Consider the following 17,262-nt stretch of genomic DNA (forward strand, 5'->3'; position numbering starts at 1 on the left):
GCCATGAGCGCCGAGGACCTCGAAAAGTACGAGACCGAGATGGAGCTGAAGCTCTACCGGGAGTACCGCGATGTCGTTGGCCTGTTCAAGTACGTGATCGAGACTGAGCGGCGTTTCTACCTCACCAATGACTACGAGATGCAGGTGCACTCGGTGCAGGGTGAGGTGTTCTTCGAGGTCACGATGGCCGATGCGTGGGTCTGGGACATGTACAGGCCGGCCAGGTTCGTCAAGCAGGTCCGGGTGCTCACGTTCAAGGACGTGAACATTGAGGAGCTGAACAAGGCGGATCTCGACTTGCCGTCGGACGATTCGGGCTTCAACGGCTGAGTTATCCACAGGTTCTGACCAAGATCATCTTTTGCGGCTGAGCTCTGTCACAGTGAGTGACGGAGGTGGTACGCATGAACGCACGAGGTGCGCTGGGGCGGTACGGCGAGGATCTGGCGGCCCGCACGCTGGAAGGCGCCGGGCTGACCGTGCTCGACCGGAACTGGCGGTGCGGGCGGCGCGGCGAGATCGACATCCTGGCGTCCGAGGGTGACGCGCTGGTGGTGTGCGAGGTGAAGACCCGGCGCGCCGGGAGCTACCAGCACCCGATGGCCGCACTGACCGCGGCCAAGGTGGACCGGCTCAGATCGCTGGCCGAGCGATGGACGGCGGAGCACGGCGGGGCGCCGCCCGGCGGGGTCCGGATCGACCTGGTCGGCATCGTGCTGCCGGAGCGCGGCGCGCCCCTGGTCGAGCACGTCCGGGGGGTGGTCTGAATGGGCTTCGCCCGGACCTGCTCGGTGGCGCTGATCGGCGTCGAGGGCGTCGTGGTGGAGGTGCAGGCCGACCTGGAACCCGGCGTCGCGGCCTTCGCCCTGGTCGGCCTGCCCGACAAGAGCCTGACCGAGAGCCGCGACCGGGTACGCGCGGCCATCGTGAACAGCGGCGAGACCTGGCCGCAGAAGAAGCTCACCGTCGGGCTCAGCCCGGCCTCCGTCCCCAAGGGCGGCTCGGGCTTCGACCTGGCGGTGGCCTGCGCGGTGCTCGCCGCCAACGACCGGATCGCGCCGAAGTCGATCGCCGACCTGATGATGATCGGCGAGCTGGGCCTCGACGGCCGGGTCCGGCCGGTCCGCGGGGTGCTGCCCGCCGTGCTGGCGGCGGCCGACGCCGGATACCGCCATGTCGTGGTGCCCGAGCGGACCACCGCCGAGGCGTCACTCGTGCCCGGTGTCTCCGTGCTCGGCATCCGCAGCCTGCGCCAGCTGGTGGCGGTGCTCAACGACGAGACGGTGCCCGAGGAGGAGCAGGACGGGGTGGGGGACGAGCGCCCCGACCCGATGCTGGCCGGCCTCACCGTGCCGGGCTGCGGTGTCGGGACGGGTCTGGCCACCAGCCTCGGCGGCACGTCCGGCGGCGCCCCCGGTGGCGCGGGCTGCCTCGACCTGGCCGACGTGGCGGGGCAGCGGGCCGCCCGGCTGGCCCTGGAGGTGGCCGCGGCCGGCGGACACCACCTCTACCTGAAGGGACCGCCGGGGGCGGGCAAGACCATGCTGGCCGAACGGCTGCCAGGCATCCTGCCGCCGCTGACCCGGCAGGAGTCGCTTGAGGTCACCGCCGTGCACTCGGTGGCCGGCATCCTCCCGGCGGGCCGGCCGCTGGTCGACGTGCCGCCCTACTGTGCGCCGCACCACTCGGCCACGATGCCCTCGCTGGTCGGCGGCGGAAGCGGGCTGCCGAGACCCGGAGCAGTGTCGTTGGCTCACCGTGGGGTACTTTTTCTGGACGAAGCGCCAGAATTCAGCGTACGGGCGCTGGAGGCGCTGCGGCAGCCGCTGGAGTCCGGGCATGTGGTGGTGGCCCGCGCGGCGGGCGTGATGCGGCTGCCGGCCCGGTTCATGCTGGTGATGGCCGCGAATCCGTGCCCGTGCGGACGCTTCTCGCTGCTCGGGGCAGGCTGCGAGTGCTCGCCGACCGCGGTACGGCGCTATCAGTCGCGGCTGTCAGGGCCGCTGCTCGACCGGGTGGATCTGCGGGTGGAGGCCGAGCCGGTCAGCCGCAGCGACCTGATCGGCTGCGGGCCGGGGGAGAGCACCGCCACGGTGGCCGCCCGGGTCCTGGCCGCCCGCGAACGGGCCGCCGCCCGCTACACCGACACCCCGTGGCGGGCCAACAGCGAGGTCCCCGGCCACGAGCTGCGCACCCGCTGGCATGTGGCCCCGGGCGCCCTGCACACGGCGGAACGCGACATGGAACGCGGCCTGCTCACCGCCCGCGGGCTCGACCGGGTGCTGCGCGTCGCCTGGACCCTCGCCGACCTGGCCGCCCACGACCGCCCGACGAGCCAGGACGTCTCACAGGCGCTCCAGCTCCGGCTGGGCGCGGGCCGGGCGGTCGCGATGGCGGAGAGCGGGTGAGCGGGATGGCCGAAGGCGAGAGCCCTCGGGGCGAGCCCCCACCGCTGCCCTTCCCGCCCGCCCTGGACGCGGCCTGGGACGCAGGCGGGGCCGGAGCCGGGCCCGTTCCGCCGGACCCGGGTGGGTCCGGTGGACCTGGTGACGGTGACGGCGAGGTCGACTGGGACGAGCGGGTGGCCCTGGTGGGGCTGACCCGGGTGGCTGACCCGGGGGATGAGGTGATGGGACGGGCCGTCCGGGAGCGCGGGGCGCGGGAGGCGCTGCGGGCGGCGCGGGCCGGGAAGCGGCTGCCCGGGGCGAGCCCGCGGCGGACGGCGGGCTACGCGATCCGGGCGGGCCGCGCCGACCCGCTCGCGGACCTGGCCGCCGCCCGCCGGGCCGGCGCCCGGTTCGTGTGCCCGGGGGACGGGGAGTGGCCGGCCCAGCTGGACGACCTCGGCGACCAGCGGCCCTACGGTCTGTGGGTCAGGGGCCACCCCTCACTGCGGCTGTGGGCGCTGCGCTCGGTGGCCGTGGTGGGCGCCAGGGCCTGCACCGACTACGGCGCCCACATGGCGGCCCTGCTCGCCGCCGGGCTCGCGGAGGCGGGCTGGGTGGTGGTTTCAGGAGCCGCCCACGGAGTGGACGGCATCGCGCACCGCAGCGCCCTGCGGGCCGAGGGCGCGACCATCGGCGTGGTGGCCTGCGGAGTGGACGTGCCCTATCCGCCGCGCAACGCCGAGTTGATCGACGCCATCGCCGAAAGGGGGCTGCTGATCGGCGAGTTGCCGCCGGGCGACCACCCGACCCGCAGCAGGTTCGTACTCCGTAACCGGGTCATCGCGGCGCTGACCCGCGGCACCGTGGTGGTCGAGGCCCGCCGCCGCAGCGGGTCGCTGATCACCGCCCGCCGGGCAACCGAACTCGGCCGGGTCACCATAGGAGTGCCCGGCCCGTGTACGAGTGGCCTGTCCGAGGGCGTGCACGAACTCCTGCGCGGGGAGGCCGTGTTGGTCACCGGCGCCGAGCAGGTGGTGGAGCTGGTGGGGCGGATCGGCACCGACCTGGCCCCCGAGCGGCGCGGCCCGCTGCTGCCCCGCGACCTGCTCCGCCCGGCCGCGGCACAGGTACTTGAGGCGCTGCCCGGCCAGGGCACCGCCGGCGACCGGGAGATCGCGCTGGCCGCGGGCGCCACCAGGGACGACACGCTCGGCGTGCTCTACGAATTGCAGGCGCTCGGCTTCGTCGAACGGGACACCGGGGGGTGGAAGTTGGCCCGCCGCCCGCGTGACCGGCCGGCCGGCACGGCCGGTTGACCCGCCCGGCACAGACACACCATCAGGTGACAGCGGAACGCCGTGACCTGGGGTGATTCCCGGACCGCCGCCGAGCCACCCGGCGCGGGCGACCCGGCGGCCATAAGGTCGTACCGCCGCTGCCGTGCCGTACCCCGCGGCCGGCCCGGCGCCCACGCACCCGCAGAGGAACGTATCTGCGCATGTCCCATACGGCGGACGTAGCGGTGAGCGACACAATGGTCACGCTACGCTCGCGGAAGCTCGTCCCCCCGTCCGGTTACGCCCGCCCACGTCACGGCAGAACGGCTCAAAACGACGCATGCCCCAGTACACCCCCGGGTCAGAACGGGCGACGGCAGCGACCGTCACCCGCGACACCGCCCGGCCCGCCGCCCCCACCTCGCTCGACGCGCTGTGGCGGACCTACAAGTCCACGGGGGACGCGCGGCTGCGGGAACAGCTGATCCTGCACTACTCGCCACTGGTGAAGTACGTGGCGGGCCGGGTCAGCGTGGGGCTTCCGGCCAATGTCGAACAGGCCGATTTCGTGTCCTCCGGGGTGTTCGGGCTGATCGACGCGATCGAGAAGTTCGACCCGGAGCGCGCGATCAAGTTCGAGACGTACGCCATCACCCGGATCCGCGGCGCGATGATCGACGAACTGCGGGCGCTGGACTGGATCCCCCGCTCGGTGCGGCAGAAGGCCCGCGCGGTGGAGCAGGCCTACGCCACCCTTGAGGCCAAGCTGCGCCGCACCCCGGGGGAGTCCGAGGTGGCCGCCGAGATGGGCGTCACCCTGGAGGATCTGCACGGCGTGTTCAGCGCGTTGTCGCTGGCCAACGTGGTGGCGCTGGAGGAGTTGCTGCACGTCGGGTCCGAGGGCGGCGGCTCCCTCAGCCTGGTGGACACCCTGGAGGACACCGGCGCCGACAACCCCGTCGAGGTCGCCGAGGACCGCGAGCTGCGCCGGCTGCTGGCCCGCGCCGTCAACACCCTGCCCGAGCGGGAGAAGACCGTCGTCACCCTCTACTACTACGAGGGGCTCACCCTGGCCGAGATCGGCCAGGTACTGGGAGTGACCGAGAGCCGGGTCAGCCAGATCCACACCAAGTCGGTGCTTCAACTCCGGGCAAAGCTGGCCGACGTCGGCCGGTGAGGCCGCGGCGGGAGTGTCTACAGTGGTGGGATGCCCAGGATTCGAGCGGCCTCGGTGGCCGAACACCGTTCGATGCAGCGGCGGGCCCTGCTGGACGCCGCACGCTCGCTGCTGTCCGAAGGGGGCACCGAGGCGCTGACCTTCCCCGCGCTGGCCGAGCGCACCGGCCTCGCCCGCTCCTCGGTCTACGAGTACTTCCGCTCCCGGGCGGCCGTGGTCGAGGAACTGTGTGCCGTGGACTTCCCGGTCTGGGCGGCCGACGTGGAGGCCGCCATGGCGGCGGCCGACGGCGCCCAGGCCAAGATCGAGGCATACGTCCGGGCCCAGCTGGCGCTGGTCGGCGACCGCAGGCACCGCGCGGTGGTCGCGATCTCCGCGGGCGAACTGGACGCCGGCGCCCGGGAGAAGATCCGCGCCGCGCACGGCGGCCTGATCGCCATGGTGGTCGCCGCGCTGTCGGATCTCGGCCACGCCGAACCCCGGCTGGTCGCGATGATGCTGCAAGGCGTGGTCGACGCGGCGGTCCGCCGGATCGAGCTCGGCGCGGCCGAGGACCCGGAGTCGATCACCGCGGCCGCGGTGACCATGGCCCTGCACGGCGTCACCGGCTGCTGACCGCCGCCGCGCCCTGCACCGGCAGCAGCCGGGACGGACCCGAGCGCCGTATCCACTCGGGCAGCAGCGACAGCGGGTCGAGATAGCCGTCCCCGTCCAGCAGCCCCCAGTGCAGGCAGCCGCCGGCGCAGTGCGCGAGCCCGCCGTCCAGCACCGCCACCGGGTCGCCGGCCGCCACCCGTGCGCCCACCTTCACCGTGGCGCGCACCGGCTCGTAGGTGATCCGCAACCCCGCCCCCTCCCCTCCCCCCGCCCCCACCCCTCCTCCCGCTCCCGTGCCCGGGCCGATCCGGAGCACCAGCACACCCGTGCCGCCCACCGGCCCGGCGAAGACCACCTCGCCGGGCGCCGCCGCCCGCACCACCGCGCCCGGCGGGGCCGCCAGGTCCACCCCGCGGTGCCCGGCCGCATAGAGCGTCGGCGGCGGCTCGAACCCGCGCAGCACCACCGGCCGCCCCCGCGCCCCCGGCCCGCCGACCGGCCAGCTCCGCCCCGCGGCGTCCAGGCCCCTGCCCGGGCCCGGGCCCGTCCGATCGCCGCCCGCCGGAGCGCTCCCGGCCGGGCCGACCCCCGCGGGCGTGACCGAGAGCAGCACCGCCACCACCGTCGTCCACCACATCGTCGTGAATGCCATGTGATGACGATCGCGCATCCCGCCGCCAAGAGATGATCATGGTCCTGGCCTGTGGATAACTTGGGTGTCGCCCGGTGCTCCGCCGGTCCCGTACACTTTCTCTGGCGATCCGGGTCACCGGGTCGACTTCGCACGCCCCGCCACTCACCCCCTGCGAAGGGGCGGTGGCCGCGCCCCTCGGTCCCTCGTGGCACGGCGCGTCGGGGCGTCAGGCGCGGCCGTCGTCCGACGGCCGCGATAACCGAGCACCTCAAGGAGTACGGCCATGGCCGTCGTCACCATGCGGGAGCTGCTGGAAAGCGGCGTCCACTTCGGGCACCAGACCCGGCGCTGGAACCCGAAGATGAAGCGTTTCATCTTCACCGAGCGCAACGGCATCTACATCATCGACCTGCTCCAGTCGCTGTCGTACATCGACCGCGCCTACGAGTTCGTCAAGGAGACCGTCGCGCACGGCGGTTCGATCATGTTCGTGGGCACCAAGAAGCAGGCGCAGGAGGCCATCGCGGAGCAGGCCGCCCGCGTCGGCATGCCCTACGTCAACCAGCGCTGGCTGGGCGGCATGCTCACCAACTTCTCGACCGTCTACAAGCGCCTGCAGCGCCTGAAGGAGCTCGAGGAGATCGACTTCGCGGATGTGGCCGCCTCCGGCCTCACCAAGAAGGAGCTGCTGGTCCTCTCCCGCGAGAAGGACAAGCTGGAGAAGACCCTGGGCGGCATCCGCGAGATGCAGAAGGTGCCCAGCGCGGTGTGGATCGTCGACACCAAGAAGGAGCACATCGCCGTCGGTGAGGCGCGCAAGCTCCGGATCCCGGTCGTCGCGATCCTCGACACCAACTGCGACCCCGACGAGGTCGACTACAAGATCCCGGGCAACGACGACGCGATCCGCTCCGTCACGCTGCTCACCCGGGTGATCGCCGACGCCGTCGCCGAGGGCCTGATCTCCCGCTCCGGTGCCGCCGGCGGCGACAAGAAGGCCGAAGGCGTCGCGGAGCCGCTGGCCGAGTGGGAGCGTGACCTGCTCGAGGGCGAGAAGAAGGCCGACCCCGAGGGCGACACCGCTGCCGAGACCCCGGCCGCCGCCGCCACCGAGGCGCCCGCCGCCGAGGCCGCCGAAGCTCCGGCTGCCGAGACCCCTGCCGCCGAGGCCCCCGCTGCTGAGGCGCCCGCCGCCGAGGCCGCCCCGGCCGACGCCGCGCCCGCCACCGAGGCCCCGGCCGCCGAGGGCGACGCGCAGCAGGCCTGAGCGCGCAGCACGCCTGAGCAGGGAACGGGCCCGGGCAACCGGCTGAGCCCGCTCACCCAGGCACCGCACGACGAGAACCGCGCGTGACGACGGCGGGGGCCCTTCGCCCCCGCCGTCCACCCGTAGATCACCGACCATTCGGGAAGAGACTCATAGCCATGGCGAACTTCACCGCCGCTGACGTCAAGAAGCTCCGCGAGCTGACCGCCGCGGGCATGATGGACTGTAAGAACGCCCTCGTAGAGGCAGAAGGCGACCTGGACAAGGCCGTCGAGATTCTCCGGGTCAAGGGGCAGAAGGGCGTCACCAAGCGTGAGGGCCGCTCGGCCTCCAACGGTGCCGTCGTCGCACTGATCGCCGAGGACAACTCCGAGGGCGTGCTCGTCGAGCTGAAGTGCGAGACCGACTTCGTCGCCAAGGGCGACAAGTTCATCGTGGTGGCCGACGCCATCGCCGCCCACGTCGCCGCCACCAAGCCGGCCGGCATCGAGGCGCTGCTCGGCTCCGAGATCAAGCCGGGCCAGACCGTCCAGGCGTACGTGGACGAGGCCAACGCCACCCTCGGCGAGAAGATCGTCCTCGACCGCTTCGCCCAGTTCACCACCGGTTACGTGGCCGCCTACCTGCACCGCACCAGCCCTGACCTGCCCCCGCAGGTCGGTGTGCTGGTCGAGCTGGACAAGGCCGACGCGCAGACCGCCAAGGACGTCGCCCAGCACATCGCCGCGTTCGCCCCGAAGTTCCTGACCCGCGACGAGATCGACGCCGAGACGGTGGAGAACGAGCGCCGGGTCGCCGAGGCCACCGCCCGCGAGGAGGGCAAGCCCGAGGCCGCCCTGCCGCGGATCGTCGAGGGCCGGGTCAACGGTTTCTTCAAGGAGAACGTCGTTCTGGAGCAGTCGTTCGCCAAGGACGCCAAGAAGACCGTCCAGAAGGTGCTCGACGAGGCCGGTGTGCAGCTCAAGGGCTTCGCCCGGTTCCGCGTCGGCGTCTGACGGAAACCCGTACCGCAGGGGCACCGGGCCCGCCGCCCGGTGCACCCGGGCGGCGGACGGCCGTCGACCCCGCTAGGGTCGTACGCGGTCGGCCGCCCGCCGGACCGCCGCAGATGTGACGAGGAGGCCGTTGCCGTTCAGGGAACCCATGAGGACCCGCGGCAATGGCCTCCTTTGTATGTGCAGCACGTGCACGAGGAGAACTCCATGGACGAAGGCGCCGACAAGGCCGCTGACCAGGCCGAGACCACCGACACCGCCCGCACCGCCGCGCGGCCCCGCCGCCGCTACCTGCTGAAGCTGTCCGGCGAGGCCTTCGCCGGCGGCGGCGGTCTCGGCGTCGATCCCGACGTCGTGCACGCCATCGCCCGGGAGATCGCCGCGGTGGTCAGGGACGGCTACGAGATCGCCCTCGTCGTCGGCGGCGGCAACTTCTTCCGCGGCGCCGAACTCCAGCAGCGCGGCATGGACCGGGCCCGCTCCGACTACATGGGCATGCTCGGCACGGTGATGAACTGCCTGGCGCTCCAGGACTTCCTGGAGAAGGAGGGCATCGAGACCCGGGTGCAGACCGCGATCACCATGGGCCAGGTGGCCGAGCCGTACATCCCGCTGCGGGCGGTGCGGCACCTGGAGAAGGGCCGGGTGGTGATCTTCGGCGCCGGTATGGGCATGCCGTACTTCTCCACCGACACCACCGCCGCCCAGCGGGCCCTGGAGATCGACGCCGCCGCCATGCTGATGGGCAAGAACGGCGTGGACGGCGTCTACGACTCCGACCCCAAGCACAACCCGGACGCGGTGAAGTTCGACGCCCTGGAGTACGGCGAGCTCATCGCCCGTGACCTGCGGGTCGCCGATCTCACCGCCGTCACCCTGTGCCAGGACAACAAGCTGCCGATCCTGGTGTTCGAACTCCTCGCCGAGGGCAACATCGCCCGGGCGGTCAGGGGTGAGAAGATCGGCACGCTGGTCAACGACCGGGGTACCAGGGTGTAGAGGTGGCGGGGGCGCCACCCGCGCCCCGGCTCGCCCGCCACGGGGATGGACAACAGGCTGCCGGTCGGACACCGTGCAGGAAAGACGCGCGCAGGGGCCCCGACTCTAAGGCTCCGCCTTCTGAATACCAGGAGCACAAGGTGATTGAAGAGACCCTCCTCGAAGCCGAGGAGAAGATGGAGAAGGCCGTCGTCGTCGCCAAGGAGGACTTCGCGGCGATCCGTACCGGACGGGCGCACCCGGCGATGTTCAACAAGATCGTGGCCGAATACTACGGCGCCGTCACCCCGATCAACCAGCTCGCCTCGTTCGCGGTGCCCGAGCCGCGGATGGCGGTGGTGACCCCCTTCGACAACAGCAGCCTGCGCAACATCGAAGAGGCGATCCGCAACTCCGACCTCGGCGTCAACCCGAGCAACGACGGCCGTATCATCCGGGTGGTCTTCCCGCAGCTGACCGAGGAGCGCCGGCGGGACTACATCAAGGTCGCCAGGACCAAGGCCGAGGACGCCAGGATCTCGATCCGCGCGGTCCGCCGCAAGGCCAAGGAGACCCTCGACAAGTTCGTCAAGGACGGCGACACCGGCGAGGACGAGGTGCGCCGCGCCGAGAAGGAGCTGGAGGACCTCACCTCCAAGTACGCCGGCCAGATCGACGAGCTGCTCAAGCACAAGGAAGCCGAGCTGCTGGAGGTCTGACCTCCAGGGACCCTTCCAGTCCCGGTATCCGACGGCCGAGATGACGACGACGACGCGAGGCGAAGCTCAGTGAACGACTCTTCCCGGGGCGCTTCGCCACGCGCCGGCTACTGGGGAGCGCCCGACGACCCCGCCGCGGAACCGGCGGGTTCGGTCGCCGAATTCGAAGCCGCAGGGAACACTCCTCCTATGCCGTCGCCACCACAGCCGCCACCGCCACCGCCGTCCCCGCAGCCACCGCCGCCGCCCGGGCCCGCGCCCGCTCCGGCGAAGAAGTCCGCGGGGCGCAATCTGCGGTCCGCGATAGGGGTCGGCCTCGGTCTCGGTGTCGTCGTGGTCGCCTCGCTCTTCATCGTCAAGGCGGTCTTCGTCGGGGTCGTGGTCGTGGCCGTCGTGATCGGCGTCTGGGAGCTCACCTCGCGGCTCGCCGAGCGCAAGGGCATCCGGGCGCCGCTGATCCCGATCGCGGTCGGCGGTGCCGCCATGGTCGTCGCCGGCTATCTGCGCGGCGCGGACGGCGCCTGGATCGCGATGGCGCTCACCGCACTGGCCGTACTCGTCTGGCGGATGGCCGAACCGCCGGAGAACTACCTGCGCGATGTCACCGCCGGGGTCTTCGCCGCGTTCTACGTGCCGTTCCTGGCCACCTTCGTGACGATGATGCTCGCCGCGGACGACGGCCCGCGCCGGGTCCTGGTCTTCCTGCTGCTCACCGTGATCAGCGACACCGGCGCCTACGCCGTCGGCTGGCGCTTCGGCAGCCACAAGCTCGCCCCGCGGATCAGCCCCGGCAAGACCCGCGAGGGCCTGTTCGGCGCGATCAGCTTCGCCATGGTGGCCGGCGCGCTGCTGATGCAGTACGTGATCGACGACGGCCACTGGTGGCAGGGCCTGCTCCTGGGCCTGGCAGCGGCGACCAGCGCGACCCTGGGCGACCTGGGCGAGTCGATGATCAAGCGCGACCTCGGCATCAAGGACATGGGCACCCTGCTCCCCGGCCACGGCGGCATCATGGACCGGCTGGATTCCCTCCTGCCGACGGCCCCGGTGGTCTGGCTCCTCCTGGTGGCCTTCGTCGGCAACGGCTGATCACCCAGTCGTCGGGAGGAGCAGGGACGTGGGGCTGTTCAGGAAGAAGACCGCGGTGCGCCCGGAGCCGTCGCCGGAGCTGGTGGCGGAGGCCCGGTCCCATCCGGGCGGCTGGGTGTACGAGATCGACGGCGACATGGTGCCCGACCCGGACGGTGACATGCCGCCCGAGGCCATCATGGGAGCCTGGAAAGTGGACGACCGGGGAAACCTCACCGGCGACTACCAGGCGAACGACCGCTACCGCCCGCCGGCCGGCAACGGCTGAGGACCGGACACCGGGGCGGATCTGCGACACTGGGAGGCACCATGCCTGTACCCGGAGAACTCACCTTTGCCGTGCCGCGCGGAGCCAAGAAGCCGCCGCGGCACCTTGCCGATCTTTCGCCCGCGGAGCGCAAGGAGGCGGTGAGCGCGCTGGGGGAGAAGCCGTTCCGGGCCAGGCAGCTGTCGCAGCACTACTTCGCGCGGTATGCCGACGACCCCGCGGCCTGGACGGACATCCCGGCGGCGGCCCGCGGCCGGCTCGCGGAGGATCTGCTGCCCGAGCTGATGACCGTCGTGCGGCACGCGTCCTGCGACGACGGGGACACCCGCAAGACGCTGTGGCGGCTGTTCGACGGCACCCTGGTCGAGTCGGTGCTGATGCGCTATCCCGACCGGGTCACCATGTGCATCTCCTCACAGGCCGGCTGCGGCATGAACTGCCCGTTCTGTGCCACCGGGCAGGCGGGCCTGGACCGGAACCTGTCCACCGCGGAGATCGTGCACCAGATCGTGGCGGGCATGCGCGCGCTGCGTGACGGCGAGGTGCCCGGGGGACCGGCCCGGCTGTCCAACATCGTCTTCATGGGCATGGGCGAGCCGCTGGCCAACTACAACCGGGTGGTCGGCGCCATCCGCCGGCTGACCGACCCGGAGCCCGACGGCCTCGGGCTGTCGCAGCGCGGCATCACCGTCTCCACCGTCGGCCTGGTCCCGGCGATGCTGCGGTTCGCCGACGAGGGCTTCAAGTGCCGGCTCGCGGTCTCCCTGCACGCACCGGACGACGAGCTGCGCGACACCCTGGTGCCGGTCAACACCCGCTGGAAGGTCCGCGAGGTGCTGGACGCGGCCTGGCACTACGCCGATGTGTCCGGCCGCCGGATCTCCATCGAGTACGCGCTGATCCGCGACATCAACGACCAGGCGTGGCGGGCCGACCGGCTCGGCCGGATGCTGAAGAACCACCGCGTGCACGTCAACCTGATCCCGCTCAACCCGACCCCCGGCTCCAAGTGGACGGCCTCCCGCCCGGAGGACGAGCGGGCCTTCGTCGCGGCGCTGGAGTCGCACGGCGTGCCGGTGACCGTCCGCGACACCCGAGGCCAGGAGATCGACGGCGCCTGCGGCCAGCTCGCCGCCGCCGAACGCTGACCGGCACGGCGGCGGCCGGCCCGCACTGCCTGACCGGCCCCGGCTGACCTGCTGCTATCGTGCAGCTGCCATCGCACAGACAAATGAACAATCCGACAGGGGAGCGCCTGAAACGGCGCTGAGAGTGCGGCCCGCGAGACCGCAGACCCTCCCACCTGATCCGGGTCATACCGGCGTAGGGAGTCCGTAGAAGTGAAGACCATCCGTCGGCGTGCCGTGGGCGCGCTCGTCCTTGCCACGGTCGGCGCCACCGCGCTCGCCGCCTGCGGCAGCAGCTCCAGCTCGGATTCAGGCTCCGGTGGCGCGACGAAGTCGAAGACCGTCACCCTGGTCAGCCACGACTCTTTCGCGGCCTCGCCCGCCGTGCTCAAGGAGTTCACCAAGGAGACCGGCTACACCGTCAAGGTGCTGCGCGGCGGTGACGCGGGCGCGGCCGTCAACCAGGCCATCCTCACCAAGGACCACCCGCAGGGCGACGTCTTCTTCGGCGTGGACAACACCCTGCTCTCCCGCGCGCTCGACAACGGCCTGTTCACGTCGTACACCGCGAAGGACCTGAGCCAGGTGCCCGCCGACGTCCAGCTCGACGCGGCCAAGCACCGGGTCACCCCGATCGACTCCGGCGACGTCTGCGTCAACTACGACCGCGCGTACTTCACCGAGCACCACATCGACCCGCCGCAGACCTTCGCCGACCTGGTGAAGCCGCAGTACAAGAACCTGCTGGTGACCGAGAACGTCGCCACCTCCTCGCCGGGCCTGGCCTTCCTGCTCGGCAGCGCCGCCACCTTCGGGGATGGGGGCACCTCCCAGGGCGCAGCCTCTGGGGGAGGATGGCAGTCGTACTGGAAGAAGCTCAAGTCCAACGGCGTCGAGGTCGTGGACAGCTGGGAGCAGGCGTACGACAGCCGGTTCTCCGGCTCGGGCGCGGGAAAGAAGGCGCACGGCGACAAGCCGCTGGTGGTCTCGTACGCGTCCAGCCCGCCTGCCGAGGTGGTCGGGGTGACCCCGGAGCCCGCGCAGTCGCCGGTCGGGGTGTCCACCGGCACCTGCTTCCGGCAGATCGAGTTCGCCGGGCTGCTGCACGGCGCGAAGAACACCGCGGGCGGCCAGGCGCTGATCGACTTCATGCTCGGCAAGACGTTCCAGCAGGACATGCCGCTGCAGATGTACGTGGACCCGGTGCGCAAGGACGCCACGGAGCCGCCGGTGTTCACCAAGTACGGCGCGAAGATCGCGCATCCGACGACGCTCGCGCCCGACAAGATCGCGGCCAAGCGCGACGACTGGGTCAAGGCGTGGAACTCCATCGTCCTGTAACGCGCCAGAACCAGGAGCAGGACCCGAACCCGGTTCCCGACGGCCCGGGCCCCGCCCCCGCCTCGGCTGCCGCGGCCCGCAAGCCGTCGCGCGGGCTCGCGGTGCGACTCGGCCTGATGGCGCTGCCCACCGCCTTCTTCGCGGTGTTCTTCGCCTACCCGGTGGTCTCGATCGTCGGCCGCGGCCTGCACCAGGGCGGCCACTGGCAGCTGGGCCGGATCGGCGACGTGCTCGGCGACGGCGCTATCCGGCACGTGCTGTGGTTCACCTGCTGGCAGGCCGCCGCCTCCACCGCGCTGACGCTGGCCGTCGCGCTGCCCGGCGCGTACGTCTTCGCGCGGCTCGACTTCCCCGGCAAGCGGCTGCTGCGTGCGGTCGTCACGGTGCCGTTCGTGCTGCCGACCGTCGTGGTCGGCAGCGCCTTCCTCGCCCTGCTCGGCCGCGGCGGCTTCACCGACTCGCTGTGGGGGCTGCGGCTGGACACGTCGGTGTGGGCGATCCTCGTCGCGCACGTCTTCTTCAACTACGCGGTGGTGATCCGCACCGTCGGCGGCCTGTGGGCGCAGCTCGACCCGCGGCAGGAGGAGGCCGCGCGGATGCTCGGCGCGAGCCGCCTCGCCGCCTGGCGGCGGGTGACGCTGCCCGCGCTCGGCCCCTCGCTCGCCGCCGCCGGGCTGATGGTCTTCCTGTTCACGTTCACCTCCTTCGGCGTGATCCAGATCCTCGGCGGCCCCACGTACTCCACGCTCGAGGTCGAGATCTACCGGCAGACCGCTGAGCTGCTCGACCTGCCGACCGCCGCCGTCCTCACGCTGGTACAGCTCGCCGCCGTCGCCGCGGTGCTGGCCGTGCACGGCTGGACGGTACGGCGCCGGGAGGCCACGCTGCGCCTGGTGGACGCGGGCACCACCGCGCACCGCCCGCGCGGCCGGGGCGAACGCGCGCTGCTCGGCGGGGTGCTCGCCGTCATCGCGGTGCTGATCCTGCTGCCGCTCGGCGTGCTCGTGGCCCGCTCGCTCGACGTGCCGGGCGGCTACGGCTTCGACTTCTACCGGGCGCTGGGCAACGCCGACGGCGGCACGTTCACCGTCGCCCCGCTCCAGACTGTCTGGAACTCGCTGCGCTACGCCGCCGTCGCCACCGTCATCGCTCTGCTGATCGGCGGGCTCGCCGCCGCGGCCGTGGTCCGCCGTGCCGGACGGCTGGTACGCGGCTTCGACGCGCTGCTGATGCTGCCGCTGGGCACCTCGGCCGTCACCGTCGGCTTCGGCTTCCTGATCACCCTGGACAAGCCGCCGCTGGACCTGCGCTCGTCCTGGATCCTGGTGCCGCTCGCGCAGGCGCTGGTCGGCGTGCCCTTCGTCGTACGGGTGATGCTGCCGGTGCTGCGCGCGGTGGACGACCGGCTGCGGGAGGCGGCGGCGGTGCTCGGCGCGTCCCCGCTGCGGGTCTGGCGGGAGGTCGAACTCCCGCTGGTGGCACGGGCGGTGGCCATCGCGGCGGGCTTCGCCTTCGCGGTGTCGCTCGGCGAGTTCGGCGCCACCGTCTTCATCGCCCGCCCCGACACTCCGACGCTGCCGGTCGCCGTCGCCCGGCTGCTCGGCCGGGCCGGTGAGGTCAACTACGGCCAGGCGATGGCGCTCAGCACGATCTTGATGCTGGTCTGCGCGGTCTCGCTGCTCGTCCTGGAGAACCTGCGCACCGCCGACGCCCGCCCCGGGGAGCTGTGATGACCGCCACCGCACCGACATCAGCGCTGCTCCAAGTGGACGCCGCCACCGTACGGTTCGGGCAGCGGACGGCGCTGGACGCCGTCGGCCTCGATGTGGCCGCGCACGAGATCGTCTGCCTGCTCGGGCCGAGCGGCAGCGGCAAGTCCACCCTGCTGCGGGCCGTCGCCGGGCTCCAGCCGCTGGACGGCGGCCGGGTGCTGCTCGACGGCGCCGACCAGGCGGGCGTGCCCGCGCACCGGCGCGGTGTCGGCCTGATGTTCCAGGACCACCAGCTCTTCCCACAGCGTGACGTCGGCGGCAACGTCGCCTTCGGGCCGCGGATGCACAAGGCGCCGCGCGAGCAGCGGCAGCGCACGGTGGCCGAACTCCTCGACCTGGTCGGCCTGCCCGGCGCCCAGGAACGGCAGATCGGCACCCTGTCCGGCGGCGAGCAGCAGCGCGTGGCCCTGGCCCGCGCGCTCGCACCGGAGCCGCGGCTGCTGATGCTGGACGAGCCGCTCGGCCAGCTCGACCGCGGCCTGCGCGAGCGTCTGGTGGTCGAACTGCGGCGGCTGTTCGGCCGGTTGGGCACCACCGTGCTCGCCGTCACGCACGACCAGGGCGAGGCGTTCGCCCTCGCCGACCGGGTGGTGGTGATGGACGGCGGCCGGATCGCGCAGAGCGGCAGCCCGCTGGACGTCTGGCAGCAGCCCGCCTCGGAGTTCGTCGCCCGCTTCCTCGGCTTCGACGCCATCGCCGACGCCACCGTCAGCGGCGCCGCCGCCGTCACCGAATGGGGCAAGCTGCCGGTGCCGGACGGTTCGCCCGACGGCCCGTGCCGGCTGCTGGTCCGCCCGGCCGGCGTCCGGCTGACGGCCGCGGGCAGCGGGCTGGGCTGCGAGGTCGTCGCCCGCACCTTCCGCGGCGGCCGGGTCGCCGTCCTGCTGCGGCCCGAGCGCGGGCCCGAGCTGGAGGCGGAGTGCGCGCTGCGCGAGGCGCCCGAGGAAGGGGCGCGGGTCGGCGTCACCTTCGCCGCCGAGGAGGTTGTCGTACTGGCGGCCGGCGGAAACTGACCGCGGGGGAGCGGCACGGAATCGGCTGACGCCGCGCCGATGAGTTCTCCGCCGCCGACCGGTCTACCCCGTGCGCACACCGACAGGGGTGTGGCCCGGTCAGCCCGTCAGGAGAAGGCACCATGCAGAAGATCACCACGTTCCTCTGGTTCGACGGCAAGGCCGAGGAGGCCGCGGAGTTCTACACCTCGCTTTTCGACGACTCGCGGATCGTCGCCGTCCACCGGTACGGAGGGACGGACACCGACACGTCCGGCGCCGTGACGGTGGTCGAGTACGAGCTCGCGGGACAGACCTACCTCGCGCTCGACGGCGGCTCGGACTTCACGTTCAACGAGGCGATGTCGCTCAGTGTGGACTGCGCCGACCAGGAGGAGGTCGACCGGCTGTGGTCCGCGCTCACCGCCGACGGCGGCCAGGAGAGCCAGTGCGGCTGGCTCAAGGACAAGTTCGGCGTGTCCTGGCAGATCGTGCCGACCGAACTGATGGAGATGATGGCCGACAAGGACAAGGCGAAGGCGAACCGGGCCATGCAGGCGATGCTGGGGATGCAGAAGATCGACATCAAGGGGATCAGGGACGCGTTCGAGGGCTGAACCCTCTTCCCCGCGGGCCGGGCCC

At 72.1% G+C, this 17,262-nt stretch carries 17 protein-coding genes, 1 pseudogene and 1 riboswitch; of the genes and pseudogenes, 17 read left to right on the top strand and 1 reads right to left on the bottom strand.

Annotated features, from left to right (window positions below):
• The first annotated feature begins 3 nt into the window (after positions 1 to 3).
• The 6 genes and pseudogenes from ACQPW6_RS30815 (at position 4) to ACQPW6_RS30840 (ending at position 5,456) form a co-directional block, all read left to right on the top strand.
• Positions 4 to 330, top strand: coding sequence for a DUF2469 domain-containing protein (locus ACQPW6_RS30815; RefSeq protein WP_433892973.1), 327 nt, complete (start codon positions 4 to 6; stop codon positions 328 to 330).
• Positions 331 to 367: 37 nt separating this feature from the next.
• Positions 368 to 767 (top strand): annotated as a pseudogene (locus ACQPW6_RS30820) (YraN family protein).
• Positions 768 to 2,408: a YifB family Mg chelatase-like AAA ATPase gene (locus ACQPW6_RS30825; protein ID WP_433892974.1), complete on the top strand. Its 1,641-nt coding sequence runs from the start codon at positions 768 to 770 to the stop codon at positions 2,406 to 2,408. It abuts the pseudogene before it with no gap.
• A gap of 5 nt (positions 2,409 to 2,413) precedes the next feature.
• On the top strand, positions 2,414 to 3,703 hold the full coding sequence (dprA, locus tag ACQPW6_RS30830; protein WP_433892975.1) for a DNA-processing protein DprA: 1,290 nt from the start codon (positions 2,414 to 2,416) through the stop codon (positions 3,701 to 3,703).
• Between the two features lie 301 nt (positions 3,704 to 4,004).
• A complete protein-coding gene (whiG, locus tag ACQPW6_RS30835; protein WP_433892976.1) occupies positions 4,005 to 4,841 on the top strand; it encodes an RNA polymerase sigma factor WhiG in 837 nt (278 codons plus the stop codon).
• Between the two features lie 30 nt (positions 4,842 to 4,871).
• A complete protein-coding gene (locus tag ACQPW6_RS30840; RefSeq protein WP_433892977.1) occupies positions 4,872 to 5,456 on the top strand; it encodes a TetR/AcrR family transcriptional regulator in 585 nt (194 codons plus the stop codon).
• Here the strand turns inward: ACQPW6_RS30840 and ACQPW6_RS30845 are convergent.
• Entirely contained in the window at positions 5,443 to 6,090 is a 648-nt protein-coding gene (locus ACQPW6_RS30845) for a murein hydrolase activator EnvC family protein (RefSeq protein WP_433892978.1), read from the bottom strand. The two genes, ACQPW6_RS30840 and ACQPW6_RS30845, sit on opposite strands and share 14 nt — an antisense overlap.
• 265 nt (positions 6,091 to 6,355) lie before the next feature.
• Here ACQPW6_RS30845 and rpsB point away from each other — a divergent pair, with 265 nt between their 5' ends.
• The 11 genes from rpsB (at position 6,356) to ACQPW6_RS30900 (ending at position 17,237) form a co-directional block, all read left to right on the top strand.
• Complete coding sequence (rpsB, locus tag ACQPW6_RS30850; RefSeq protein ID WP_433892979.1) at positions 6,356 to 7,339, top strand: 30S ribosomal protein S2; 984 nt, start codon at positions 6,356 to 6,358, stop codon at positions 7,337 to 7,339.
• Positions 7,340 to 7,497: 158 nt separating this feature from the next.
• Positions 7,498 to 8,334, top strand: a complete 837-nt coding sequence (gene tsf / locus ACQPW6_RS30855) for a translation elongation factor Ts (RefSeq protein WP_433892980.1) — start codon at positions 7,498 to 7,500, stop codon at positions 8,332 to 8,334.
• 207 nt (positions 8,335 to 8,541) lie between these two features.
• Complete coding sequence (pyrH, locus tag ACQPW6_RS30860) at positions 8,542 to 9,333, top strand: UMP kinase (protein WP_433892981.1); 792 nt, start codon at positions 8,542 to 8,544, stop codon at positions 9,331 to 9,333.
• 140 nt (positions 9,334 to 9,473) lie between these two features.
• The gene (gene frr, locus ACQPW6_RS30865) at positions 9,474 to 10,031 is read left to right on the top strand and encodes a ribosome recycling factor (protein ID WP_433892982.1); all 558 of its coding nucleotides are present in this window, start codon (positions 9,474 to 9,476) and stop codon (positions 10,029 to 10,031) included.
• 69 nt (positions 10,032 to 10,100) lie between these two features.
• On the top strand, positions 10,101 to 11,120 hold the full coding sequence (locus ACQPW6_RS30870) for a phosphatidate cytidylyltransferase (protein ID WP_433892983.1): 1,020 nt from the start codon (positions 10,101 to 10,103) through the stop codon (positions 11,118 to 11,120).
• A 28-nt stretch (positions 11,121 to 11,148) separates the two neighbouring features.
• A complete protein-coding gene (locus ACQPW6_RS30875; protein WP_433892984.1) occupies positions 11,149 to 11,388 on the top strand; it encodes a hypothetical protein in 240 nt (79 codons plus the stop codon).
• A 41-nt stretch (positions 11,389 to 11,429) separates the two neighbouring features.
• Positions 11,430 to 12,536 carry a 23S rRNA (adenine(2503)-C(2))-methyltransferase RlmN gene (gene rlmN / locus ACQPW6_RS30880; protein ID WP_433892985.1) on the top strand — a complete coding sequence of 369 codons (1,107 nt, stop codon included), beginning with the start codon at positions 11,430 to 11,432 and terminating at the stop codon, positions 12,534 to 12,536.
• Between the two features lie 87 nt (positions 12,537 to 12,623).
• Positions 12,624 to 12,735, top strand: a riboswitch (TPP riboswitch).
• Positions 12,729 to 13,856: a thiamine ABC transporter substrate-binding protein gene (locus ACQPW6_RS30885; RefSeq protein ID WP_433892986.1), complete on the top strand. Its 1,128-nt coding sequence runs from the start codon at positions 12,729 to 12,731 to the stop codon at positions 13,854 to 13,856. (Overlaps the previous riboswitch by 7 nt.)
• 116 nt (positions 13,857 to 13,972) lie before the next feature.
• A complete protein-coding gene (locus tag ACQPW6_RS30890) occupies positions 13,973 to 15,586 on the top strand; it encodes an ABC transporter permease (protein WP_433894713.1) in 1,614 nt (537 codons plus the stop codon).
• Positions 15,586 to 16,641, top strand: coding sequence for an ABC transporter ATP-binding protein (locus ACQPW6_RS30895; protein ID WP_433892987.1), 1,056 nt, complete (start codon positions 15,586 to 15,588; stop codon positions 16,639 to 16,641). Before ACQPW6_RS30890 ends, ACQPW6_RS30895 begins: the two co-directional genes overlap by 1 nt.
• A gap of 122 nt (positions 16,642 to 16,763) precedes the next feature.
• The gene (locus ACQPW6_RS30900; protein ID WP_433892988.1) at positions 16,764 to 17,237 is read left to right on the top strand and encodes a VOC family protein; all 474 of its coding nucleotides are present in this window, start codon (positions 16,764 to 16,766) and stop codon (positions 17,235 to 17,237) included.
• The last annotated feature ends 25 nt before the right edge of the window (positions 17,238 to 17,262 follow it).

The sequence above is a fragment of the Streptomyces sp. CA-111067 genome (assembly GCF_050956065.1).
Classification (GTDB): domain Bacteria; phylum Actinomycetota; class Actinomycetes; order Streptomycetales; family Streptomycetaceae; genus Actinacidiphila.

Bases quoted from the DNA above. Each gene is read 5' to 3' on its own strand.
- ACQPW6_RS30815 (WP_433892973.1), top strand. From the start codon at position 4: ATGAGCGCCGAGGACCTCGAAAAGTACGAGACCGAGATGGAGCTGAAG.
- ACQPW6_RS30825 (WP_433892974.1), top strand. From the start codon at position 768: ATGGGCTTCGCCCGGACCTGCTCGGTGGCGCTGATCGGCGTCGAGGGC.
- dprA (WP_433892975.1), top strand. From the start codon at position 2,414: ATGGCCGAAGGCGAGAGCCCTCGGGGCGAGCCCCCACCGCTGCCCTTC.
- whiG (WP_433892976.1), top strand. From the start codon at position 4,005: ATGCCCCAGTACACCCCCGGGTCAGAACGGGCGACGGCAGCGACCGTC.
- ACQPW6_RS30840 (WP_433892977.1), top strand. From the start codon at position 4,872: ATGCCCAGGATTCGAGCGGCCTCGGTGGCCGAACACCGTTCGATGCAG.
- ACQPW6_RS30845 (WP_433892978.1), bottom strand. From the start codon at position 6,090: ATGGCATTCACGACGATGTGGTGGACGACGGTGGTGGCGGTGCTGCTC.
- rpsB (WP_433892979.1), top strand. From the start codon at position 6,356: ATGGCCGTCGTCACCATGCGGGAGCTGCTGGAAAGCGGCGTCCACTTC.
- tsf (WP_433892980.1), top strand. From the start codon at position 7,498: ATGGCGAACTTCACCGCCGCTGACGTCAAGAAGCTCCGCGAGCTGACC.
- pyrH (WP_433892981.1), top strand. From the start codon at position 8,542: ATGGACGAAGGCGCCGACAAGGCCGCTGACCAGGCCGAGACCACCGAC.
- rlmN (WP_433892985.1), top strand. From the start codon at position 11,430: ATGCCTGTACCCGGAGAACTCACCTTTGCCGTGCCGCGCGGAGCCAAG.
- ACQPW6_RS30890 (WP_433894713.1), top strand. From the start codon at position 13,973: ATGGCGCTGCCCACCGCCTTCTTCGCGGTGTTCTTCGCCTACCCGGTG.
- ACQPW6_RS30895 (WP_433892987.1), top strand. From the start codon at position 15,586: ATGACCGCCACCGCACCGACATCAGCGCTGCTCCAAGTGGACGCCGCC.
- ACQPW6_RS30900 (WP_433892988.1), top strand. From the start codon at position 16,764: ATGCAGAAGATCACCACGTTCCTCTGGTTCGACGGCAAGGCCGAGGAG.